The organism is Mesorhizobium sp. M1A.F.Ca.IN.022.07.1.1, assembly GCF_003997575.1.
In the GTDB taxonomy this organism is placed as follows: Bacteria; Pseudomonadota; Alphaproteobacteria; order Rhizobiales; family Rhizobiaceae; genus Mesorhizobium.
The window spans coordinates 1-21640 of record NZ_RZST01000057.1; the positions used below are offsets into that span (position 1 = coordinate 1).

The following is a 21640-nucleotide window of genomic DNA, read 5'->3' on the forward strand; positions in this document are numbered from 1 at the left end:
GTCGATGACCTCGGCGAAGAGGTGATGCATCGCCTTGTCGTCGGTGCCGCCCAGGCATGTATATCGGCGGCACCGACGACAAGGCGATGCATCACCTCTTCGCCGAGGTCATCGACAATTCGATGGACGAGGCGGTGGCCGGCCACGCCACCTTCATCGACGTCGAGCTTTCGGCGGACGGATTTCTTACCGTCACCGACAATGGCCGCGGCATTCCGATCGATCCGCATCCGAAGTTCAAGAAGCCGGCGCTCGAAGTCATCATGACGACGCTGCATTCGGGCGGCAAGTTCGACTCCAAGGTCTACGAGACCTCCGGCGGTCTGCACGGCGTCGGCGTATCCGTCGTCAACGCGCTGTCCGACCACCTCGAGGTCGAGGTCGCGCGCGGGCGCCAGCTCTATCGCCAGCGCTTCTCGCGCGGCGTTCCGGTGAGCGGGCTGGAGCACCTCGGCGAGGTGCACAACCGCCGCGGCACCAGGACCCGCTTCCATCCCGACGAGCAGATCTTCGGCAAGGGCGCCGCCTTCGAGCCGGCCCGGCTCTACCGCATGACGCGCTCGAAGGCCTATCTGTTCGGCGGCGTCGAGATCCGCTGGACCTGCGATCCCTCGCTGATCAAGGAAAAGGATCAAACTCCGGCCAAAGCCGAGTTCCATTTCCCGGGCGGCCTCAAAGACTACCTCAAGGCCACCCTCGGCGACGAATTCCAGGTCACGCGCGAAGTCTTCGCGGGCAAAAGCGACAAGCAGGGCGGCCACGGCTCGCTGGAATGGGCGGTGACCTGGTTCGGCGGCGACGGCTTCCTCAACTCCTACTGCAATACGATTCCCACTCCCGAGGGCGGCACGCATGAGGCGGGCTTCCGCAACGTGCTGACGCGCGGGCTTCGCGCTTATGCCGACCTCATCGGCAACAAGCGCGTCTCGATCATCACGACCGAGGACGTCATGATCTCGGCCGCCGGCATGCTGTCGGTATTCATCCGAGAGCCGGAATTCGTCGGCCAGACCAAGGACAGGCTGGCCACCATCGAGGCGATGCGCATCGTCGAAACCGCCATCCGCGACCCGTTCGACCACTGGCTGGCCGACAACCCGCAGGAAGCCTCGAAGCTTCTCGAATGGGTGATCGCGCGCGCCGACGAGCGTGTGCGCCGGCGCCAGGAAAAGGAAGTGTCGCGCAAGAGCGCGGTACGCAAGCTGCGCCTGCCGGGCAAGCTCGCCGACTGCACGCAGAACGCCGCGGCCGGCGCCGAGATCTTCATCGTGGAGGGCGACTCGGCCGGAGGCTCGGCCAAGCAGGCGCGCGACCGCGCCAGCCAGGCGGTGCTGCCGCTGCGCGGCAAGATCCTCAACGTCGCCAGCGCCGGCAACGACAAGCTTGCCGCCAACCAGCAGATTTCCGACCTGATCCAGGCGCTCGGCTGCGGCACCCGCTCGAAATATCGCGACGAGGACCTGCGCTACGACCGCGTGATCATCATGACCGACGCCGACGTTGACGGCGCGCATATCGCTTCGCTTTTGATCACCTTCTTCTACCAGGAGATGCCGAACCTGATCCGCGGTGGCCACCTCTATATGGCTGTGCCGCCGCTCTATTCGATCCGTCAGGGCGGTAAGGTGGCCTATGCGCGTGACGACGCGCACAAGGACGAATTGCTGCGCACCGAATTCACCGGGCGCGGCAAGGTCGAGATCGGCCGCTTCAAGGGCCTTGGCGAGATGATGGCCTCGCAGCTCAAGGAAACCACGATGGACCCGAGGAAGCGCACGCTTCTCAGGGTCGACGTGATCGATGCCGAGCAGGCGACCAAGGACGCCGTCGACGCGCTGATGGGCACCAAGCCCGAGGCCCGCTTCCGCTTCATCCAGGAACGTGCCGAATTCGCCGAGGCCGACGTGCTGGATATCTGAACGCGGACTGGTCCATAACAGGCTCCGGGACGGAGACTTGCATGTGACCTGGACGCGGCTGAAGGATCTAGCCGGGACACCGTTAAGTGAGCTGACCCAGCCGACGCGCTCGGACTGGATCTTCGCCCTGCGAACGGTTTCTGCCGGGCTGATCGCGCTGCTTGCCGCTTACGCCTTGAAGCTCGATCATCCGCAGTGGGCGATGATGACCGTGTTCATCGTCGCGCAGCCGGTCGCCGGCATGGTGCTGGCGAAAGGCTTCTACCGCCTGCTCGGTACGCTGGCCGGCGGCCTGGCGGCGATCGGCATCACATCGCTGTTCGGCACCAATCCCTGGCTCTTGGTGACGGTGCTGGCACTATGGATCGGCGTCAGCACCCTCGTTTCCTCGCTGCTGCGCAATCCGGAAGCCTATGGCGCCGCCCTTGCCGGCTATACAGCGATGATCATCAGCCTGCCGGCATTCGGGCAGGCGCATCTCGTCGTCGATCTCGCTGTCGCGCGCTGCGCCGAAATTGTGCTCGGCATCGTCTGCGCCGGCGTCACCAGCCGGCTGATCCTGCCGAAGCTCGCGGCGGACGCCATCATCTCCAGGCTGAAACGCAGCATTCTCGATCTCGCCGACTACGCCTCAGGCGCCTTTTCCGACGGCGATCCGGCCGGTCTTGCCGCTCTCCAGCGCAAGCTGATCACCGATGCCCAGACACTTGCCGAAATGCGCACCTATGCGCGCCTCGAAGCGCCGAGCTTCGCGACCCGCGCCCATCCGGTCCGGCGCACGATCGGACAGCTCCTGTGGGCGCTCTCGGCGGCCCGCGCGCTGCATACCCATGCCGCGCCGGAGAATGCGACGCTCATCCCTGTTCGCAGCGAGTTGAAGGCAATCGTCGGGGAACTCGCTACGACGCGCGACGCGTTGGACGACACCGGCCCATGGGTGGCCCGGCTCGAGGCAATCGCGATCAGGGCAAGAGAAACGGCGCCGGTGGCCACCGATCCCGGTGAAGACAAGGTCGGCACCATCACCCGCCTCACCATTGCCGCCGATTTCGCGGAGGCGCTGAAGCAGGTGATGCGCGGCTTGGATGCGCTTCGCTCGCCGGTTTCCCGAACGTCTCGTGAGCGGCAGCAACCGGCCCTGGTCGTGCACCGCGACTATCATGCGGCCTGGCGCAATGCGGTGCGCGCCGCGCTCGCCACGCTTCTGGTGGCCGCCTTCTGGCTGACCACCAAATGGTCGGAGGCGGCGGGCACCGTCATTCTCGTCGCCGTCGTCTCCAGCCTGTTCGCGGCGCGTCCCGATCCGGTTCAGTCGGCCTGGGGCTTCTTCACCGGAACGCTCCTCGCTTTGCCTTTCGCTTTCCTCGTCGGCCAGATCGCAATGCCGGCGCTGCCCGGCTTCGGCTGGTTCACCCTCTTTGTCGTGCCGATCCTGGTGCCGGCAGCGCTCGGCATGGCCAATCCGCGGCATGTCGGCGTGGCCACCGCCTTCGCCATCAATTTCTTGGCTTTTCTCAGCCCGCACCAGATGATGACCTATGATCCCGGCCCGTTCTTCGCCGGATCGGCATCGATCCTGGTCGGCATCCTGATCGCCATCGGCGTCTTCATCGTCGTTCTGCCGGCCAATCCCTGGGCCACTGTTGAGCGCATCTCGACGGCGATGCGCGAGGACCTGGCGCGCCTTTGCGTGCATGAGCGCGTCCCCAGGCGTTCGGCCTTCGAAAGCCTGGCCTATGACCGGATCAACCAGTTGATGCCGCAACTGCAGCAGACCGGGAGGAAAGGCGACCCTATTCTTGGCGGCAGCATTGCCGCCGTGACCGTCGGCCTCGAAGTGCTCCGGCTGCGCCAGGCGCAACTGAACTCCATCGTGCCACGCGAGACGGTCGAGTCGATCGGCAGCTTCCTGCGCGGCCTGGCGCGGGAATTGCTGTTCAGGAGGCATGGCGAGCCGCAGACCTCGACCATCGCCGTGGCGCGGGAATATGCGGCGAGCATCGCCGGTCGCAGCGACCGGCCGGAAATGCTTCAGGTCGCGGCCTCACTGCGCATCATCGCTGCCGCGATGCAGGATTATCCGGATTTTTTCGCGAAGGGGGCACCCTTAGACGGGCCGGGCCGGGATACGTGAGCATCGAGCAGGAAGCCGCCAGGCCGGCCACACCTGATACCGACATGCGCTAGGCGGCGGCAATTGCCAGCGCATGCCCGCGCGCGTTCTCGCGCAGCGCGTCGAGATGGATCGACTTCACCAGTCCGGCGAGATCGCCCTCGGCCGATTGCCCGCCGAGTTCCTTCAGCATCAGCCAGCTCACCTCCTGCACGCCGGCGACACGCTTGCCGTTGGCGACCTCGCGCCAGATCTTGAGCGCGCACAGGATGATGCCGTGCGTGACGGCGGCGAGGCCTGCGCTGCGGAACAGCGCCTGCAGCGCAACGTCGTGCCCGCCGGCCAGCAACGCCCTCACCCGCTGCTCGGATTGTTGGGCAAGCGCCACCAGGGCCGAGCCGAAGAAGTCGACCTTGCCATGCGCGACGGTGCGGATGATGAAGCTCGCGGTGAGATCGCCGCGCAGTCTGAGATGCTCGATCAGCGCGGCGTGCTCCCCGGCGCGGGTGCCCTCGATCAGCGTCACCGAAGCCTTCACGCAGGCGTCGCGCATCACGCGGTCTGCCCGTGCCGCTCCCATCAGTGCCAGCACCAGCGGCGATCCCTTCAGCGTCTCGCCGAGCTTGACCAGAAGCATGTGCCGGCAGTCGGCGGGAAGCCGCGCGTCGGCGATCAGCGCCTCACGCACGAGCGGCAGGTGGCCGTGCCGTTCGGCCATCCGGCGGAAACTCAGCGATGCAATATCGGCGCCGCTGTTGGCGATCAGCGTGGCGCAGGCTTCCGGCTCGCCGATCTCGGCGATGGCTGCCGCCAGCGACATCGAGACGACGGGACGGTTGGCTATCAGCTTTTGGGTGGCCTTCTGGCCGCAGGCGACGCGGTCGATGAGATCGGCATCGGTAAGCAAAGGCGAACGCGCCAGCACCAGCGCCGCCACTTCCGGCTGGTCGGAAGCGAGTGCTGCGATCACCTGCGGCGGGGCGTGATGGCTCATCGACAGCGCTTCGGCGAGCGCCTGCCGGACCTTGGCGGAAACGTCGTCGAGCAGCAGCGTGAGCGCCGCCTCGGCGGCGCAGCGATCCTCGAACGGCAGGTCGGAATTGATGTAGGCGCGGGCCAGCGCGCTCGCGGCGGCGGCGCGCTCGGAAACCCTTGCCTTATCGATCCACTTTAGAAAATGCGAAACAACCATGCCGATCAGCTACGCCCTTGCCGAAACGTTTCGGCCCCGTTGGGAACGGTAAGCTGAAAATGGTTTACGAACGGTTCACCATGTTTCTTAACCGGCTTGATGGCTTTGCAACCAACGCCTATCAAACAGGAATAGCGGAGGAGATCGACCATGGCCGGGCTTTATCTGGAGGAGTTCGTCGCCGGCCGCGTCTTCCGGCACACGCTGCGCAAGACCGTCACCGAAAGCGACAACATGCTGTTCTCGGTGATGACGCTGAACCCGCAGCCGCTCCACATCGACTTCGACTTCGCCGCGAAGAGCGAATGGGGCAAGCCCTTGGTCAATTCGCTGTTCACGCTCGGCCTGATGATCGGCATCTCGGTGAACGATATCACCGTCGGCACCACTGTCGCCAATCTCGGCATGAAGGAGACCGTCTTCCCGCACCCGGTTTTCCACGGCGACACCATTCGCGTCGAGACGACGGTCGTTTCGGTGCGCGAGTCCAGGTCGAAGCCCGATCGCGGCATCGTCGAATTCGAGCACCGCGCCTATAATCAGAACGATGTTCTTGTCGCCAAATGCACGAGGCAGGCGATGATGATGAAGAAGGCGTCCTGATGCGCTCGCTGCTCTTCGTGCCGGGCGATTCCGAGCGCAAGCTGGAAAAGGGCTTTGGCGCCGGCGCCGACGTGGTCATCGTCGACCTTGAGGATTCGGTCGCCGCCGGCAACAAGGCGGCCGCCCGCAAAGTCGCGGCGAACCTCATCGCCGGCCACCGACAGCAGACCAGCTCCGACATCTACGTACGCGTCAACGATCTGTCGACCGGCCTGACCGACGATGATCTTGCGGCGCTCGTCCCGGTGAAACCCGACGGCATCATGCTGCCGAAGTCGAACAGCGGACAGGATGTCCAGCAGCTCGCGGCCAAGCTTCGGGTGCACGAGGCCGAAAGCGGCTTGCCGGATGGCGGCATAAAGATCCTGCCGATCATCACCGAAACCGCATCCGGCCTGCTGGCTGCCGCGAGCTACGCCGGAGCAAGCAGCCGGCTTGCCGGACTTACCTGGGGCGCAGAAGATCTGTCGGCCGCAATCGGCGCGCGTTCGGCGCGCGACGAGAGCGGCCGCTACACCGACGTCTTCCGCCTGGCGCGCGCGACGACCATCCTGGCCGCCGGAGCGGCGGAAATCGCCGCGATCGATACCGTCTTTCCGGATTTCCGCGACATGGCCGCTTTCGAAGCCGAATGCAGAGAAGCCGAGCGCGACGGCTTTACCGGCAAGATGGCGATCCATCCGGCGCAGGTGCCGGTCATCAACGCCGCTTTCACGCCGTCGCCGGAAGCGGTCGAACGATCGCGGGCGATCGTCGACGCCTTCGCGGCGGCGGGAAATCCGGGCGTCGTCGGCATCGACGGCAAGATGTATGATCGGCCGCACCTGCGGCTTGCGGAGCGGCTGCTGGCACGAGCGAGAGCGGCGGGACTTTCAGCCTGAACCGCCAATTGCCAGACCATGGGGATCAGTTTGTAGCGGACGTGAGCCGTGTAGCCCTTTCGGTTAATCCTTGCTCCAGCGCGGCCGCCGCATCGAGAAAATCTCGTTCACGCTGGCATAGTCCATATAGCCGAGCCGGGCGACATTGCCGGCCCTGACGATGTCGAACAGGCCGTCCCTGAGATAAGCATCGTCGATGTGGACCCCGACGACCTCGCCGGCGACGACGATGGCGCTGGTCTCGGCGCCATCCAGTGCCCGCGGCCGAAATATCTCGGTCACCTTGCATTCGAGGGCGGCGGGCGCTTCCGCCACGCGCGGCGGCGCGACGAGGCGCGACGGCGCCATGGCGAGATCGGCATAGGCGAACTCGCTGACGCCGCGCGGCGCATCGACGGCGGTGCGGTTCATCTTCTCGGCAAGCTCGCGGCTGACGAGATTGGCGACGAATTCGCCGGTTTCTTCAGCGAAGGTGGCGCTGTCCTTCGCGCCTTCGGATGAGAACCAGAGGATGAAAGGCCGCGTCGAAAAGGCATTGAAGAAGGAATAGGGCGCCAGGTTGATCTCACCGGCCTTGTTCAATGTCGAGATCCATCCGATCGGGCGGGGTGCAACGATCGCCTTCGACGGATCGTGCGGCAGGCCGTGCCCCTTGGATGGCTCGTAGAACATCTCAGCCGGCCCACGGCCCGGCATAATCGGCATAGAGCTTCGCCGGATCGGGCCGCGGCCGCTCCGGCGCCGGTCCCTGGTACGAGCCGATATGGACGAAGCCGATGACGCGCTCCTGCGGCGACAGCCCGAGGATCGCCCTGCCCTCCGCAACGTCGGAATACCAGTTGCTGATCATGTTGGTGCCATAGCCCAGCGCGTTGGCCGCGATCATCAGATTCATAGCCGCCATTCCACCCGACAGGAACATCTCCCATTGCGGGATCTTTGGGTTCTCCCGCGGCACGGAGACGACGCCGATCACCAGCGGGGCGCGCGAGAAGCGCGCCAGTTCCTGGTTGCGGCGCCCCTCCGGCAACGGTCCTTCGCGCTGCTCGGCAAGCACCGCGAGCTTCTTGCCGATCTCGACCCGCGCCTCGCCGCGGTAGACGATAAACCGCCAGGGCTCAAGGCGGCCATGGTCTGGTACCCGCGATGCCGCGGCGATCATCGTGGCGATTTCCGCATCGCTCGGCGCCGGCTCCTTGAGGTCCGGAATCGGCGCTGAACTGCGGGTCAGCAGGAAGTCGATGATCGGCGACGCCATGGGCGCAAGTCTCCTAGCATTCGATTTTGAGCTGAAGCGCGCCATCGGGAGATCGGGCGGCTCGGGCAATGGCGCAATTATACGCCGGATAAAGAGCCCTGGCGGAGGGCGGCAGGCTCTTGAGCCTTGAAATTGCCACCGCCTTGGGCTTCAACGCAAGGCATGTTTGAGGGGACTCTGCGCCTTTTCGTGGTCGGGCTCATCGCCGCGTTGCTTGCGGTGCCGGTTTCGTTCGCGCTGGCCCAGAACGCCAACGATGTCGGCAATATCAAGTTGCCGGGCATTTCGAGCTATGCGACGCCGAAGAGCGAGCGGTCGCTGGCGCTTGGCAGCGGCGGAGCGATCACCCTTTCTGCGCAACTGACCGACAAGGGCGCCGACATCACCCGCGGCATCGTCTGGCGCGTCTTCAAGCCGGAACCGGCCAGCGACGGCAAGCTGCCGATGGTCGCGTCCGCGCATGGCGGCACGGCGGTGTTCCAGCTCGACCCCGGCAGCTACCTGGTCCACGCCTCTTACGGACGGGCCGGCGCCACCAAGCGCATCACCGTCGGCAAGGACGCAAAGCGAGAGAGCCTCGTTCTCGATGCCGGCGGCTTGAAGCTCGATGCGGTGACGTCCGGCGGCGCGCACATCGCGCCAAAGAAGCTCCGCTTCGCGATCTATGAGGGCCAGGCCGAGGCCAATGGCGACCGCGCGCTGATCGCCCCCGATGTCGAGCCGAACACGGTGGTGCGGCTGAATGCAGGCACCTACCATGTCGTCTCCACCTATGGCGCGGTCAACGCCGTGATCCGCTCCGATATCCGCGTCGAGGCCGGCAAGCTGACCGAGGCCACCGTCGAGCACCGCGCGGCCGAGATGACGATGAAGCTGGTGCGCGAGCCCGGCGGCGAAGCCATTGCCGACACCTCCTGGTCGCTGCTCAATGAATCCGGCGATCCGATCAAGGAAGCCGTCGGCGCCTTCGCCTCGATGGTGCTGGCCGAAGGCCAATACACCATCATCGCCAAGAACCGCGACCGCATCTACCAGAAGGATTTCACCGTCGTGGCCGGCCAGAACCAGGAAATCGAGGTCGTGGCCAACGAATCGTCCGCCATCGATCCCGAGGAGGGCGCGGACTAAGCTGCTCAGGCGGCTTTGCGCATCCGCTTGGTTAGAAACGGCGTGCGTCCGCGCCGCGCCGCCGCCGGAGCGAGATCGAAAACCGCTTGGTAGAGCCTGTCGAGCAGCGCCTTGCGGTCGCGCAACGGTTCGAGCTCGCTCCACTTCAGCACATCGCCGATGCGCACCTCGATCGCCTTGCCCGACAGCCGGGCGAATTCGCGGATTAATAGGGAGGTGCGCAGCGTCAGCGACGCCTTGCCGACGAATTTCGCCACGCGGTTGTCGCGCTCGGCCATGTTCATCGGCCCACTGACGAGATGGAACAGACGGCCGTTCTGGCCGGAGAAATGCAAAGGGATGACCGAGGCCTTGGCCTCCTGGATGAGCTTGGCCGGAAACATCTTCCACGGCAGGTCGATCGCCCGGCCGAACCCCTTCGGCGCCGTGGCGACGCCGCCGGCCGGAAAAACGACGATGGTGACGCCTGCCTTCAACAGCCGCACCGCCTCGTGGCGCACGGCCATGTTGTTCTTCAGCGCTTCCTTGCTCTCGGAAAAATCGATCGGCAGCGAATAGGCTTCCATCTCGCGGATCCTGAGCAGGTCCTTGTGGATCATGACCCGGAACGGACGGCCGAGCTGCTCGGCGAGCGACAGCACTGCAATGCCGTCGCCGATGCCGAAGGGATGGTTGGCGACGATCACCAGCGGACTGGCCGGCACATTTGCCGGCGGCCAACGGCCGGCGTGGTGCACCCTGACGTCGATCAAGTCCAGCATGCGGCTGAACACACGTTCGCCCGTTGGAGCGACCTGGCGCCGCCACAAGTCGTAGAGCACGGCAAAGCGGTCGCGGCCCGACAGGCCTTCGACGGAATGGATGAACCACCGCGTCAGCGCCGGCTGATGCCGGTTGGCGTAGGAGAGCTCGGGAAACGGCTTCCCCCGCGATTTCAGCTTGAGCATGGCGGCTCGGTTACAAGGTTGGCGTGACAGGCGTGTGAAGATGGCGGTGGACTATGTGCCACCGCCATTCGAGAAGCGATTGGAGATTAACGATTTTAGGCCGCGCGGCGCTTGCGGTCCGGAGAGACGGCCTCGTCCGCCAGCAATTTCACGGCGTCGCCGAGCTTCAGCGATTCCTGGTCGCGGGAGCCGAGACGGCGGACATTGACGGTTTCCTCTTCCGCCTCCCGCTTGCCGCAAACGAGAATGACCGGAACCTTGGCCAGGCTGTGCTCGCGCACCTTGTAGTTGATCTTCTCGTTGCGCAGATCGGTTTCGGCGAGCAGCCCCGCAGCCTTCAGCCGCTCGACCACTTTCGTGGCATACTCATCCGCGTCGGAGGTGATCGTCGCCACCACCACCTGCAGCGGCGCGAACCACAGCGGGAAATGGCCGGAATAGTTCTCGATCAGGATGCCGAGGAAGCGTTCCATCGAGCCGCACACCGCGCGATGCACCATGACCGGCTGCTTCTTCTCCGAATCCGAGCCGATATAGAAGGCGCCGAAGCGTTCCGGCAGGTTGAAGTCGACCTGGGTGGTGCCGCACTGCCATTCGCGGCCGATGGCGTCCTTCAGCACATATTCGAACTTCGGCCCGTAGAAGGCACCCTCGCCCGGATTGACCGAGGTCTTGATGCGATTGCCGGAGCGCGTGCGGATCGTCTCCAGCACATTGCTCATGATCGCCTCGGCATGATCCCAGGCCTCGTCTGTGCCGACGCGCTTGTCGGGCCGCGTCGACAGCTTCACCGCGACCTCGTCGAAGCCGAAATCGGCATAGGTCGACAAGATTAGATCGTTGATGCGCAGGCATTCCGCGGCGAGTTGCTCCTCGGTGCAGAAGATATGCGCATCGTCCTGAGTGAAGCCGCGCACACGCATCAGCCCATGCAGCGCGCCCGACGGTTCGTAGCGGTGCACATTGCCGAACTCCGCAAGCTTTACGGGCAGTTCACGGTAGGACTTCAACCCATGCTTGAAGATCTGTACATGGCCGGGGCAGTTCATCGGCTTCAGCGCGAAGACGCGGTCGTCGTCGGTGTCGTCACCGGCGACGGTCACCTTGAACATCGCGTCGCGATACCAGCCCCAGTGGCCGGACGTCTCCCACAGGCTCTTGTCCAGCACCTGCGGCGCGTTGACTTCCTGGTAGCCGTGCTCGTCGAGGCGGCGGCGCATGTAGTTGACCAGGTTCTGGAACATCTTCCAGCCCTTGGCGTGCCAGAAGACGACGCCCGGTCCCTCCTCCTGAAAATGGAACAAATCCATCTCGCGGCCGAGCTTGCGATGATCGCGCTTCTCGGCTTCCTCCAGCAGCATCTGGTATGCCTCGAGCTGCGCCTGGTCGGCAAAGGCGGTACCGTAGATGCGCGTCAGCATCGGGTTGTTGGAATCGCCGCGCCAATAGGCGCCCGCCACCTTCATCAACTTGAAGGCGTTGCCGATCTGCCCGGTCGAAGCCATGTGCGGACCGCGGCAGAGATCGAACCAGTCGCCCTGCGCGTAGATCTTGATATCCTGATCCTCGGGGATAGCGTCGATCAGCTCGACCTTGTAGCGCTCGCCCTTGTCGGCAAAGACCTTCTTCGCCTTCTCGCGCGACCACACTTCCTTGGTGAACGGCCTGTTGCGGGCGATGATCTCGCGCATCTTCTTCTCGATCACCGGGAAATCGTCCGGGGTGAACGGCTCGTTGCGCGCGAAGTCGTAATAGAACCCGTTCTCGATCACCGGCCCGATGGTCACCTGCGTTCCTGGCCAAAGTTCCTGCACCGCCTCGGCCAGCACGTGCGCCGCGTCGTGGCGGATGAGTTCCAGCGCGCGCGGATCCTCGCGGGTGATGATCTCGACCTTGCCGGACCCGCCGAGCGGATCGGAAAGATCGCGGAGGGTGCCGTCGAGGCTATAGGCAACAGCCTTTTTCGCCAGCGATTTGGAGATCGATTCGGCAAGGGCGGCGCCGGTCATCGCGGCGTCGTACTCGCGGACGGAACCATCGGGAAATGTCAGGGAGACGGAATTCAGCATCATCAGAGTTGTCCTATCCAGTCCCGCAAACGAGCGCGGGTGGTAGATGCATGTCGCAGGAATGTGCTGGAGCATGCAGGGTTGGCCGGAGGCGCCAATCACTTGGACGCTGGCGGGCGGCAGTCTTTTATGAGGAGTTTCCGCCGCCGTAAAGCCGCAAGCCGTTCTATTTGATGAGCCCGGGAAGATCGTTCAGGAAGCCGCCCGCGTCGCGAGCCCCTTCGGCAAGATCGAAGCCGGGCTGACGCGCTCGTCGCGGAAGCCATCCTGGCAAAGCGTCGAGCCGCTCGCCGAGTCCTCGATCAAAGTGCAGTGGATGTCTTTGAGCGGCGCTGACTGCGCCCGCATCGGCAGGCCGAGAATCCAGGCCAGCAGGAACAGAATAATGGCAATGAAGAACGGATAGCGGTCCATATGGCGCATCGAAGCTCACTCCGGGAAAGGGATTACGCGGAGCGGCTTAGCGAGGCCTCTTGTCTCGATTTTGTCTCAAATTGGCAGTGTTTGTGCAGGCTGACGTTAACCCTACCGGATCGTAAACACGGGCTGCGAAGCGCTGACATAGTCAGCCATCTGCGTCGCCGTGCTTCCTGCCGATCTGCCAATAGCGCCACGGCATGAACCAGACATAGCGCGGCGCAAGCGTCTCCGGCACGCGGTCGATGCCATGCGTCCCGAACGGCCCACAACGCGAGACCCGGAACAGCGCCAGCCAGCCCCCGGTCCACAATCCATGGCGGGCGATTGCCTCATGCGCGTATTCGGAACAGGTCGGCAGATGCCGGCAGCTATTGCCGACGAAGCCGGAAAGCGTCAACTGGTAGAGGCGCACGAGCGACGTGCCGAGGACGCGGCCCGGCGTCTTGCGCCAGGGTCCCTGCCAGTTTCGCCCATGCCGGACCGGCCGGACACCATGGATATGTCCTGGATGGTCTCCCATCCGCACTTCTCCGCAGCCAGCTTCCTTGTGCGTTAGATGTGGGTTTCGAGCCGGGAACGCAACGACCTTTTATCGGTCATCGCGGGGAAGGCCGGACGGGACGCCGGTCGGTCCACTCGACATGGCGCCGGGATACCAAGCGAGTTCGCCATAACAGGCAAGCAGCCAGGAGATCGCCCTCAAGCCGCCTCGCTGGCGCGCTTCTTCTCGATCTGGCCGATCGCGTCGACCACTGCATCGAAGGTCAGCATGGTCGAGGCGTGACGTGCCTTGTAGTCGCGCACCGGCTCCAGATATTTCAGATCGGCGAACCGGCCTTCCGGCGGCGCGCCGTTTTCCTTGAGCATCTTCAGCATGGTTTCGCGCACCGCGCGCAGCTCGTCGGCATTCGCGCCGATGACATGCTGGGCCATGATCGAGGAGGATGCCTGACCAAGCGCGCAGGCCTTCACGTCATGAGCGAAATCGGTCACCACGTCGCCATTCATTTTGAGGTCGACGGTAACGGTCGAGCCGCACAGTTTGGAATGCGCTCTGGCGGTCGCATCGGGGTGGTCGAGCCGGCCGATCTTGGCGATGTTTCCGGCGAAGCTCAGGATTTTCGCATTGTAGACGTCGTCGATCATTTTTTCCAATCCGTCGCCGCCAAGCGAACAGGCTTTGCCGCTGTTGCGTCTTCCTTTCGCTGTGCACGACCATATATAATGATGGCAGCCGGGCATCGACAAGGCAAACTCAAGCCATTGTCATTGCTCATCTGTTCACGCCGCTTACGGGCTGGAAACCGGGCGAGTTTCACCCGAAAGGTCGTGGTCCGTTCAACTCGTCCCACCTCTGAGTGGGACTACGGGAGACGCCTTTATGGATGCCGTCATCAAGAAACTCATGCCCCCTTCCTCCTATATGGAGAAGCCTGTCACCGATCGCCCAAGCGAGGCCGAGGTCGAAGCCGCCGTGCGCACGCTTTTGCGCTGGACCGGCGACAACCCTGATCGCGAGGGCCTTGTCGACACGCCGAAGCGCGTCACCAAGGCTTTTCGCGAGATGTTCAACGGCTATGACATGTGCCCGGCCGAGGAGCTTGGCCGCACTTTCGAGGAAGTGGCCGGCTATGACGATCTCGTCATCGTCAGGGACATCAAGTTCCACTCCCATTGCGAGCACCACATGGTGCCGATCATCGGCAAGGCGCATGTCGGCTACCTGCCGGACGGCAAGGTCGTGGGTCTGTCCAAGATCGCGCGCGTCGTCGACATCTTCGCCCATCGCCTGCAGACGCAGGAAGCAATGACGGCGCAAATCGCAGGCGTCATCCAGGACGTGCTCAACCCGCGCGGCGTCGCCGTCATGATCGAGGCCGAGCATATGTGCATGGCCATGCGCGGCATCCGCAAGCAGGACTCGACCACGCTCACCTCTACCTTCACCGGCGTCTTCAAGGACACGCCCGAAGAACAGGTGCGTTTCGTCACCATGGTGCGTGCCTGATCGCCGGCTGCTGCCGGCCTTCAGACCATGGTCCCGAAAAGTGGGACCCGGTTTTCGGATAAGATCATGGTCCAACAAAAAGACGAACCGGCAATGTCGGCACTGCAATTTCCCAAAGCCCCGGCAGACAAGAAGGCGCTGGAGGAAGGCACCGTCCTTTCTCCGCGCTTCGATGCTGCCGGCCTCGTGACCGTCGTCGTCACCGACGCCGGCGACGGCATGCTTTTGATGGTCGCGCATATGAATGCCGAGGCGCTGGCGCTGACGCTCGAAACCGGCATCGCCCACTATTGGTCGCGTTCCCGCAACGCGCTGTGGAAAAAGGGCGAGACCTCGGGCAACGTCCAATGCGTCGTCGAGATGCGCACGGATTGTGACCAGGACGCGATATGGTTGCGCGTCAAAGTATTGGGCCAGGACGCAACTTGTCACACCGGTAGGCGTTCCTGCTTTTATCGGACGGTGGGGCTCAGCGACGGCAAGGCGGTGCTTGCCGACGATGGCAGCAAGCCGCTGTTCGATGCGCAAGAAACGTATCGGAAGCCGGTGTGAACCATTCGATATTCACAAACCACTCATATTCACTATTCTCAAACATCCTTGTGATAGAAGGGACACGGGACAAGGGAGATCATGATGCTCGAATGGGCGTCATTGCGCAGCAGACCTGACGTTCAGGAGGCCAACGGCCTTGCATCGTCCGGCGGCGTGCTCGATCCGAAATCGGCGAAGAAGATGGGCATCTCGCTGGCGCTCGGCGGCGGCTGTGCGCGTGGCTGGGCCCATATCGGCGTGCTGCGCGCGCTGGACGAAGCGGGCATCGAAGTTTCGATGATCGCAGGCACGTCGATCGGCGCGCTGGTCGGCGGCTGCTATCTTGCCGGCAAATTGGACGAACTGGAAGAGTTCGCCAGAAGCCTGACCAAGCGGCGCCTCTTCGGACTGCTCGATCTCAATCTGCGCGGCAGCGGCCTGTTCGGTGGCATGAAGCTCGATGCGCGGCTGCGCGAACATGTCGACGGTATCCGTTTTGAGGAACTGTCGAAGCCCTTCGTCGCCGTCGCTTCCGAAATCCGCACCGGCCACGAAATCTGGCTGTCGAAAGGTTCGCTCATCACCGCCATGCGCGCGTCCTACGCGTTGCCCGGCGTCTTCGAGCCCGTGAACTGCAACGGGCGCGTGCTGGTCGACGGCGCGCTGGTCAATCCGGTGCCGGTCTCGGTCTGCCGTGCTTACGAGCAGCCGCTGGTCGTTGCCGTCAACCTCCACTACGATCTGTTTGGGCGTGCCGCCGTGATCAAGCACAGCGCGGGCGAACTCGTCATCGAGAACGACGCGCCGCGTCCCGGTCAGGTCAATCCCCAGCACCCGCCGCACCAGACCCGCCTCGGCATCACCGGCGTCATGGTCGAGGCCTTCAACATCATCCAGGACCGGATTTCGCGCGCCAGGCTCGCCGGCGATCCGCCCGACATGTCGCTGCAGCCGAAGCTCAGCCATATCGGACTGACCGAGTTCCACCGCGCCGACGAGGCGATCCGCATCGGCTATCAGGCGACCATGTCCCAGATCAGCGAATTGCGGCGGCTGCAGACGGTGCTCGCCTGATCCGAAGCGTCAGTCAAGCAATCGCGGCATCTGTGATGCGAAATTGCACTGAGCGGTTGCCGTTCCAGTAATTGCCCGACAGCGAACCGGCTATGTGCACGGTCTTGCCCCTGTTCTTGAACAGGAATTCGCCGAGCGCGGTGTCGACGGCGCGGAACGCGATCGCCTGGAGGTTGCCGCCGCTTTGCGACTGCAGGTCGGCGCGGATGTGGTTGGTGCCGATCGGCCGCGCATCGATAAGTCGGTGGCGCGGCAGCACAAACACCGGCGCGATGTGTCCGGCGCCGAACGGGCCGGCTTTCTCCAGCGCGTCGAGAAGCGCCAGCGTCGCGCCCTCGGCGGCTAAGGCGCCGTCAATCGCGAGGCTTTCCTCGCTCTGCAGCCGGAACACATCCGCCGCAGCGCGCTCCTCGAAGAAAGCCCGAAGCGCGCCGAGCTTGGCACGTTCCACGGTGATGCCTGCCGCCATGCCGTGACCGCCGCCCTTGGCGATCAGGCCGGCCTGCGCCGCCTCGCGCACCAGCCGGCCGAGATCGAAACCGGAGACCGAGCGCCCCGAGCCGGTGCCGATCCCATTGGCATTGAAGGCGATGGCGAAAGCGGGACGGCGCGCATGTTCCTTGAGCCGCGAGGCCAGCAGCCCGACGATGCCGGGATGCCAGCTGTTGCTGGCGGTCACGACGATGCCAGGGCCGGTGCCGCCGGCAAGCTCCGCATCGGCCTCGGCGCGCGCCTGCGCCAGCATCTCCAGTTCCATCTGCTGCCGTTCCTGGTTCAGCCGGTCGAGCGTCTCGGCAATGCTTGCGGCTTCAACAGGATCCTCGGTGGCAAGCAGCCTGCTGCCGAGCGCGGCATCGCCGATGCGCCCGCCGGCATTGATGCGCGGCCCGATCAGATAGGCGAGATGGAAGGTGTTTATCGGCTCGCCGATGCGCGCGACCCGCGCAAGCGCCGCCAGCCCCTCATTCTTCTGCTGGCGCGCCGCCTGCAGCCCCTTGACTACGAAAGCGCGGTTGACGCCGGTGAGCGGCACCACGTCGCAAACGGTCGCCAGCGCGGCAAGGTCGAGCAGCGAAAGCAGATCGACCGGCGCGGCGTTCGGCAACCGTTCGCGAAGCACCCTCGCCGTCTGGACCAGGCACAGGAAGACCACACCGGCGGCGCAGAGATGCCCCTGCCCCGAAAGGTCGTCCTCCCGATTCGGATTGACCACCGCGTCCGCCGCCGGCAGCGGTCCGCCGACCTGGTGATGGTCGAGCACCACGACATCGGCGCCGGCATCTTTCGCCGCCTCGATCGACACGGCGCTGTTGGTGCCGCAGTCGACGGTGACGATCAGCTTCGCGCCGCGCGAGATCAGTTCGCGCATGGCTTCCGGATTCGGGCCGTAGCCTTCGAAGATGCGGTCGGGGATATAGATCTCGGACGGCACCGAAAAATGCGCCAGGAAGCGCTTCAGCAGCGCCGACGACGCGGCGCCGTCGACATCATAGTCGCCGAAGATCGCCACCTTCTCGCCGGCCACGACCGCATCCGCGATGCGCGCCGCCGCCTTCTCCATGTCGGTCAGCGAGGCCGGGTTCGGCAAAAGCTCGCGAATGGTCGGATCGAGGAAGCGCTCGGTCTGCTCGACCGTCACGCCGCGCCCAGCCAGCACCCTTGCGACGATGTCCGGCACGCCATGACCCTGCGCGATGGCCAAAGCGGCCATGTCCTGCCGCTCGGTCAGCCGGTGCTCCCAGGAAACACCGGTCGCCGACTGCCTGACATCGAGGAAGAAGCGTCTCTCGCCCATCATGAGACGCGCCGTCTGCACACCATCTTTCGGCAGATATCAAGATGCGACAGCCCTAGCAATTGCGGGAAAGCGAACCACCCCGGAAAACTGTGGAAGGGCGCTCCGGCCGTAATTGCGCGAAAGTGTCTACAAGGACGAAATCAGAACTTTTCCAGATCCTGGTGACGAGCCTTGATCTCGCGCACTGTGCGCGAGGACGAGCGCAGCACGATGGTGTGAGTGGTGATGAAGGTGCGCCCGAACTTCACCCCGCCGAGCAGATTGCCGTCGGTGACGCCGGTCGCCGCGAACAGCACGTCGCCGCGCGCCATGTCCTGCGCGCGATAGACCCGCTTCGGATCCGAAATGCCCATCTTTTCGGCTCGTGCAATCTTCTCCGGCGTGTCGAGGATCAGCCGGCCCTGCATCTGTCCGCCCGTGCAGCGAAGCGCCGCCGCGGCCAGCACCCCTTCCGGCGCGCCGCCGGTGCCGAGATAGATGTCGATGCCGGTCTCTTCCGGATCGGTGGTGTGGATGACGCCGGCGACGTCGCCGTCGCCGATCAGCCGGATGGCGGCGCCCGTGGCCCGCACCGCGTCGATCAGCTTGGCATGGCGCGGCCGGTCGAGGATGCAGGCGGTGATGTCGGGCACCGCCACGCCCTTGGCCTTGGCGAGATTGGCGATGTTCTCGGCCGGCGGCGCGTCGATGTCGATCAGGCTGTCCGGGTATCCCGGCCCGATGGCGATCTTGTCCATGTAGACGTCGGGCGCGAACAGCAGGCTGCCCTTTTCCGCGATGGCGATGACGGCAAGCGCGTTGGGCAGGTTCTTGGCGCAGATCGTCGTGGCTTCGAGCGGATCGAGCGCGATGTCGACCACCGGGCCTTTGCCGGTGCCGACCTCTTCGCCGATATAGAGCATCGGCGCCTCGTCGCGCTCGCCCTCGCCGATGACCACGGTTCCCTTGATGGGCAACCGGTTGAGTTCCTGGCGCATCGCATCGACCGCGACCTGGTCGGCCGCCTTCTCATCGCCGCGACCGCGCAGCCTGGCAGCGGCGACCGCGGCCCTCTCGGTCACACGCACCACTTCCATGGTGAGGATACGATCGAGGCCGGCTGCGATGTTTTGGGCCATGTTCATGGATGGGCATTCCTCGTTGAAACTGCGCTGTGCCTCCCGCCCGAAGCGCGCTTCTTCTCGCAAAGCTCCATGACAACGGCAAGACTTGCCATGTCAATTTTTGAAATGGCAGCAATATCAATCGATTAAACGTGAAGTATGACTCGAGCTATTCCGCCCGCTCGATGCGGATCACCTGCGGCTTGTCGGTGAGATGGCCGTCCTTGGTGACGCCTTCGACCGCCTTGCGCACCGCCGCTTCCGTTGTCTCGTGGGTGACGAGGATGACGGTCTTCTGCGCTTCGGTAGCCGGCCCGGCGGCCTGCTGGACGATCGATTCCAGTGAAATATCGTTGTCGGCCATGCGCTTGGCGATCGCCGCGAAGACGCCGATGCGGTCGTGCACGGTGAGCCGGATGAAATAGCCGCCGGCATGGCTGCGCATCTGCGCTTTCCTGTAGGGCTTCAATTCCTTCGCCGGCCAGCCGAAGACCGGCCCGTGCTGGAAGCCCGGCCGGCTCTTGGCGATATCGGCAATGTCGCCGACCACCGCCGAGGCGGTGGCATTGCCCCCGGCGCCGGGGCCGGAGAGCAAAAGCTCGCCCAGGATGTCGGTCTCGATCGCCACGGCATTGGTGACGCCATGCACCTGCGCGATGACCGAGGCCGTCGGCACCATGGTCGGATGGACGCGCTGCTCGATGCCGCTGTCGGTGCGCTGCGCGACGCCGAGCAGCTTGATGCGGTAGCCGAGCTCGGCTGCCGCGCGAATGTCGGCCTGGGTGATGTTGGAGATGCCCTCCATGTAGATGTCGTTGGCGGCAATCTTCGTGCCGAACGCAAGGCTGGTCAGGATCGACAGCTTGTGCGCCGTGTCATGGCCTTCGATGTCGAAGGTCGGGTCGGCTTCGGCATAGCCGAGGCGCTGCGCGTCCTTGAGGCAGGCATCGAAAGAGATGCCTTCGGCCTCCATGCGGGTCAGAATGTAGTTGCAGGTGCCGTTAAGGATGCCGAAGACGCGGCTGACTTGGTTGCCGGCCATCGCCTCGCGCATCGTCTTGATGACCGGGATGCCGCCGGCCACCGCAGCCTCGTAGTTGAGCAGCACGCCCTTCTTCTCGGCGATCTCGGCGAGTTGCACGCCGTGCTTGGCCAACAGCGCCTTGTTGGCCGTCACGACATGGCGGCCGGCCTCGAGCGCCGCCTTCACCGATGCACGCGCTGGCCCTTCGTCGCCGCCGATCAGCTCGACGAAGACATCGATGTCGGCCTTCTCGGCCATCTTCGCGGCATCGTCGAACCATTTGGTGTCGCCCAGATCGACACCGCGGTCCCGCTTCGGATCGCGCGCCGAAACCGCTGTGACGACAATGTCGCGACCGCACTGGCGGGTGAGCTCGGCGGCCTTGTCGTTGAGCACGCGCGCCACCGAGGCGCCCACCGTGCCAAGGCCGGCAATTCCAACACGCAACGCTTCAGCCATGTCCGGCGACGCCCCTCAAAGATTGGTCGGTGTGATGTGCGGTGAATTCAGCGGCGCGCGGTGAGCGGCACAACATTGTTGGGCTGCTTGGCGGTCGAGGCCAGGAAGCGCTTGATGTTGCGCGCCGCCTGGCGGATCCGGTGCTCGTTCTCGACCAGCGCCACACGAACGAAATCGTCGCCGTGCTCACCGAAGCCGATGCCCGGCGCTACCGCGACGTCGGCGTGCTCGATGAGCAGCTTGGAGAATTCGAGCGAGCCGAGCTGGCGGAACTGTTCCGGAATCGGCGCCCAGGCGAACATCGAGGCAGCCGGCGCCGGAATGGTCCAGCCGGCACGGCCGAAGGAATCGACCATCACATCGCGCCGCTTGTGATAGACCTCACGCACCTCGGCGATGTCGGCACCGTCGCCGTTGAGCGCATGCGCCGCCGCCACCTGGATCGGCGTGAAGGCGCCGTAGTCGAGATAGGATTTGACGCGCGTCAGCGCCGCGATCAGCCGCTCGTTGCCGACCGCGAAGCCCATACGCCAGCCGGGCATGGAAAAAGTCTTCGACATCGAGGTGAACTCGACGCAGACATCCATCGCCCCTGGAACCTGGAGCACCGAAGGCGGCGGATTGCCGTCGAAATAGATCTCGGAATAGGCAAGGTCCGACAGGATGATGATGTCGTTCTTCTTCGCGAAGGCGACCACGTCCTTGTAGAAATCGAGCGAGGCGACAAGCGCCGTCGGGTTCGACGGATAGTTGAGGATCAGCGCCAGCGGCCTCGGAATCGAATGGCGGATGCCACGCTCGACCGCCGGGATGAAGCCGTCATCCGGTTCCACCTGCAGCGAGCGGATGACGCCGCCCGACATGATGAAGCCGAAGGCGTGGATCGGATAGGTCGGATTGGGGCACAGGATGACGTCGCCGGGCGCGGTGATCGCCTGCGCCATGTTGGCAAAGCCCTCCTTCGAGCCGAGCGTCGCCACCACTTGCGTGTCGGGATTGAGCTTCACGCCGAAGCGGCGGGCATAGTAGTTCGCCTGGGCGCGGCGGAGGCCCGGAATGCCGCGCGAGGACGAATAGCGATGCGTGCGCGGATCGCGCACCACTTCGCAT

18 protein-coding genes and 2 pseudogenes are annotated in these 21640 nt (G+C 64.5%); 8 read left to right on the top strand and 12 right to left on the bottom strand.

Translation table 11 applies throughout. From position 1 onward, the window contains the following. Nucleotides 1-38: 38 nt before the first annotated feature. Nucleotides 39-1919 (top strand): annotated as a pseudogene (gene parE, locus EOA75_RS09385) (DNA topoisomerase IV subunit B); the annotation flags it as partial. 43 nt (nucleotides 1920-1962) lie between these two features. Further along, nucleotides 1963-4053 carry an FUSC family protein gene (locus tag EOA75_RS09390; RefSeq protein ID WP_127324123.1) on the top strand — a complete coding sequence of 697 codons (2091 nt, stop codon included), beginning with the start codon at nucleotides 1963-1965 and terminating at the stop codon, nucleotides 4051-4053. Nucleotides 4054-4102: 49 nt separating this feature from the next. Here the strand turns inward: EOA75_RS09390 and EOA75_RS09395 are convergent, their stop codons facing one another. Further along, nucleotides 4103-5224: a DUF2336 domain-containing protein gene (locus EOA75_RS09395; RefSeq protein ID WP_127324124.1), complete on the bottom strand. Its 1122-nt coding sequence runs from the start codon at nucleotides 5222-5224 to the stop codon at nucleotides 4103-4105. 150 nt (nucleotides 5225-5374) lie between these two features. Between EOA75_RS09395 and EOA75_RS09400 the strand changes: the two genes are divergently transcribed. Both EOA75_RS09400 and EOA75_RS09405 read left to right on the top strand, forming a co-directional pair. After that, nucleotides 5375-5827 carry a MaoC family dehydratase gene (locus EOA75_RS09400; protein ID WP_095826116.1) on the top strand — a complete coding sequence of 151 codons (453 nt, stop codon included), beginning with the start codon at nucleotides 5375-5377 and terminating at the stop codon, nucleotides 5825-5827. Continuing rightward, nucleotides 5827-6708: a CoA ester lyase gene (locus tag EOA75_RS09405; protein WP_127324125.1), complete on the top strand. Its 882-nt coding sequence runs from the start codon at nucleotides 5827-5829 to the stop codon at nucleotides 6706-6708. Before EOA75_RS09400 ends, EOA75_RS09405 begins: the two co-directional genes overlap by 1 nt. Before the next feature lie 63 nt (nucleotides 6709-6771). Here EOA75_RS09405 and EOA75_RS09410 read toward each other — a convergent pair whose 3' ends face one another. Further along, on the bottom strand, nucleotides 6772-7380 hold the full coding sequence (locus EOA75_RS09410) for a flavin reductase family protein (RefSeq protein WP_127324132.1): 609 nt from the start codon (nucleotides 7378-7380) through the stop codon (nucleotides 6772-6774). A gap of 1 nt (nucleotide 7381) precedes the next feature. Next, nucleotides 7382-7966 carry a nitroreductase gene (locus EOA75_RS09415; RefSeq protein ID WP_095802169.1) on the bottom strand — a complete coding sequence of 195 codons (585 nt, stop codon included), beginning with the start codon at nucleotides 7964-7966 and terminating at the stop codon, nucleotides 7382-7384. A 162-nt stretch (nucleotides 7967-8128) separates the two neighbouring features. Between EOA75_RS09415 and EOA75_RS09420 the strand changes: the two genes are divergently transcribed. Then, nucleotides 8129-9094 carry a hypothetical protein gene (locus EOA75_RS09420; protein ID WP_095802168.1) on the top strand — a complete coding sequence of 322 codons (966 nt, stop codon included), beginning with the start codon at nucleotides 8129-8131 and terminating at the stop codon, nucleotides 9092-9094. Between the two features lie 5 nt (nucleotides 9095-9099). On the opposite strand, the gene EOA75_RS09425 is transcribed toward EOA75_RS09420, so the two are convergent. From EOA75_RS09425 to EOA75_RS09445, 5 genes and pseudogenes are all read right to left on the bottom strand, one after another. Further along, nucleotides 9100-10041, bottom strand: coding sequence for a 1-acyl-sn-glycerol-3-phosphate acyltransferase (locus EOA75_RS09425; RefSeq protein WP_127324126.1), 942 nt, complete (start codon nucleotides 10039-10041; stop codon nucleotides 9100-9102). 95 nt (nucleotides 10042-10136) lie between these two features. Continuing rightward, a complete protein-coding gene (gene thrS / locus EOA75_RS09430) occupies nucleotides 10137-12110 on the bottom strand; it encodes a threonine--tRNA ligase (protein WP_127324133.1) in 1974 nt (657 codons plus the stop codon). A 231-nt stretch (nucleotides 12111-12341) separates the two neighbouring features. Continuing rightward, nucleotides 12342-12533, bottom strand: a pseudogene (locus EOA75_RS09435) (class D beta-lactamase); the annotation flags it as partial. 142 nt (nucleotides 12534-12675) lie between these two features. Next, nucleotides 12676-13050 carry a membrane protein insertion efficiency factor YidD gene (gene yidD, locus EOA75_RS09440; protein ID WP_127324127.1) on the bottom strand — a complete coding sequence of 125 codons (375 nt, stop codon included), beginning with the start codon at nucleotides 13048-13050 and terminating at the stop codon, nucleotides 12676-12678. 179 nt (nucleotides 13051-13229) lie between these two features. Continuing rightward, nucleotides 13230-13676: an iron-sulfur cluster assembly scaffold protein gene (locus EOA75_RS09445; RefSeq protein ID WP_127324128.1), complete on the bottom strand. Its 447-nt coding sequence runs from the start codon at nucleotides 13674-13676 to the stop codon at nucleotides 13230-13232. 235 nt (nucleotides 13677-13911) lie between these two features. Between EOA75_RS09445 and folE the strand changes: the two genes are divergently transcribed. From folE to EOA75_RS09460, 3 genes are all read left to right on the top strand, one after another. After that, nucleotides 13912-14538, top strand: a complete 627-nt coding sequence (gene folE, locus EOA75_RS09450) for a GTP cyclohydrolase I FolE (protein ID WP_067328045.1) — start codon at nucleotides 13912-13914, stop codon at nucleotides 14536-14538. A 93-nt stretch (nucleotides 14539-14631) separates the two neighbouring features. Further along, nucleotides 14632-15090, top strand: coding sequence for a phosphoribosyl-AMP cyclohydrolase (gene hisI, locus EOA75_RS09455; RefSeq protein WP_127324134.1), 459 nt, complete (start codon nucleotides 14632-14634; stop codon nucleotides 15088-15090). Nucleotides 15091-15174: 84 nt separating this feature from the next. Beyond that, nucleotides 15175-16146, top strand: coding sequence for a patatin family protein (locus tag EOA75_RS09460; RefSeq protein WP_067000906.1), 972 nt, complete (start codon nucleotides 15175-15177; stop codon nucleotides 16144-16146). Between the two features lie 13 nt (nucleotides 16147-16159). Here the strand turns inward: EOA75_RS09460 and recJ are convergent, their stop codons facing one another. The 4 genes from recJ to EOA75_RS09480 all read right to left on the bottom strand — a co-directional run. After that, nucleotides 16160-17944, bottom strand: coding sequence for a single-stranded-DNA-specific exonuclease RecJ (gene recJ, locus EOA75_RS09465; RefSeq protein ID WP_127324129.1), 1785 nt, complete (start codon nucleotides 17942-17944; stop codon nucleotides 16160-16162). 140 nt (nucleotides 17945-18084) lie between these two features. Further along, a complete protein-coding gene (glpX, locus tag EOA75_RS09470; protein WP_127324130.1) occupies nucleotides 18085-19068 on the bottom strand; it encodes a class II fructose-bisphosphatase in 984 nt (327 codons plus the stop codon). 148 nt (nucleotides 19069-19216) lie between these two features. Then, entirely contained in the window at nucleotides 19217-20530 is a 1314-nt protein-coding gene (locus EOA75_RS09475; protein ID WP_127248590.1) for a homoserine dehydrogenase, read from the bottom strand. 47 nt (nucleotides 20531-20577) lie between these two features. Next, nucleotides 20578-21640 (bottom strand): LL-diaminopimelate aminotransferase (locus tag EOA75_RS09480; RefSeq protein ID WP_127324131.1); only part of this gene is annotated, 1063 nt, incomplete at its 5' end.

What these genes read in the sequence shown, in the direction of transcription:
- EOA75_RS09445 (WP_127324128.1), bottom strand. Translation starts at nt 13,676, where the DNA reads ATGATCGACGACGTCTACAATGCGAAAATCCTGAGCTTCGCCGGAAAC.
- EOA75_RS09460 (WP_067000906.1), top strand. Translation starts at nt 15,175, where the DNA reads ATGCTCGAATGGGCGTCATTGCGCAGCAGACCTGACGTTCAGGAGGCC.
- EOA75_RS09420 (WP_095802168.1), top strand. Translation starts at nt 8,129, where the DNA reads ATGTTTGAGGGGACTCTGCGCCTTTTCGTGGTCGGGCTCATCGCCGCG.
- thrS (WP_127324133.1), bottom strand. Translation starts at nt 12,110, where the DNA reads ATGCTGAATTCCGTCTCCCTGACATTTCCCGATGGTTCCGTCCGCGAG.
- recJ (WP_127324129.1), bottom strand. Translation starts at nt 17,944, where the DNA reads ATGATGGGCGAGAGACGCTTCTTCCTCGATGTCAGGCAGTCGGCGACC.
- EOA75_RS09400 (WP_095826116.1), top strand. Translation starts at nt 5,375, where the DNA reads ATGGCCGGGCTTTATCTGGAGGAGTTCGTCGCCGGCCGCGTCTTCCGG.
- EOA75_RS09425 (WP_127324126.1), bottom strand. Translation starts at nt 10,041, where the DNA reads ATGCTCAAGCTGAAATCGCGGGGGAAGCCGTTTCCCGAGCTCTCCTAC.
- EOA75_RS09410 (WP_127324132.1), bottom strand. Translation starts at nt 7,380, where the DNA reads ATGTTCTACGAGCCATCCAAGGGGCACGGCCTGCCGCACGATCCGTCG.
- hisI (WP_127324134.1), top strand. Translation starts at nt 14,632, where the DNA reads ATGTCGGCACTGCAATTTCCCAAAGCCCCGGCAGACAAGAAGGCGCTG.
- EOA75_RS09415 (WP_095802169.1), bottom strand. Translation starts at nt 7,966, where the DNA reads ATGGCGTCGCCGATCATCGACTTCCTGCTGACCCGCAGTTCAGCGCCG.
- glpX (WP_127324130.1), bottom strand. Translation starts at nt 19,068, where the DNA reads ATGAACATGGCCCAAAACATCGCAGCCGGCCTCGATCGTATCCTCACC.
- yidD (WP_127324127.1), bottom strand. Translation starts at nt 13,050, where the DNA reads ATGGGAGACCATCCAGGACATATCCATGGTGTCCGGCCGGTCCGGCAT.
- EOA75_RS09405 (WP_127324125.1), top strand. Translation starts at nt 5,827, where the DNA reads ATGCGCTCGCTGCTCTTCGTGCCGGGCGATTCCGAGCGCAAGCTGGAA.
- EOA75_RS09395 (WP_127324124.1), bottom strand. Translation starts at nt 5,224, where the DNA reads ATGGTTGTTTCGCATTTTCTAAAGTGGATCGATAAGGCAAGGGTTTCC.
- EOA75_RS09475 (WP_127248590.1), bottom strand. Translation starts at nt 20,530, where the DNA reads ATGGCTGAAGCGTTGCGTGTTGGAATTGCCGGCCTTGGCACGGTGGGC.
- folE (WP_067328045.1), top strand. Translation starts at nt 13,912, where the DNA reads ATGGATGCCGTCATCAAGAAACTCATGCCCCCTTCCTCCTATATGGAG.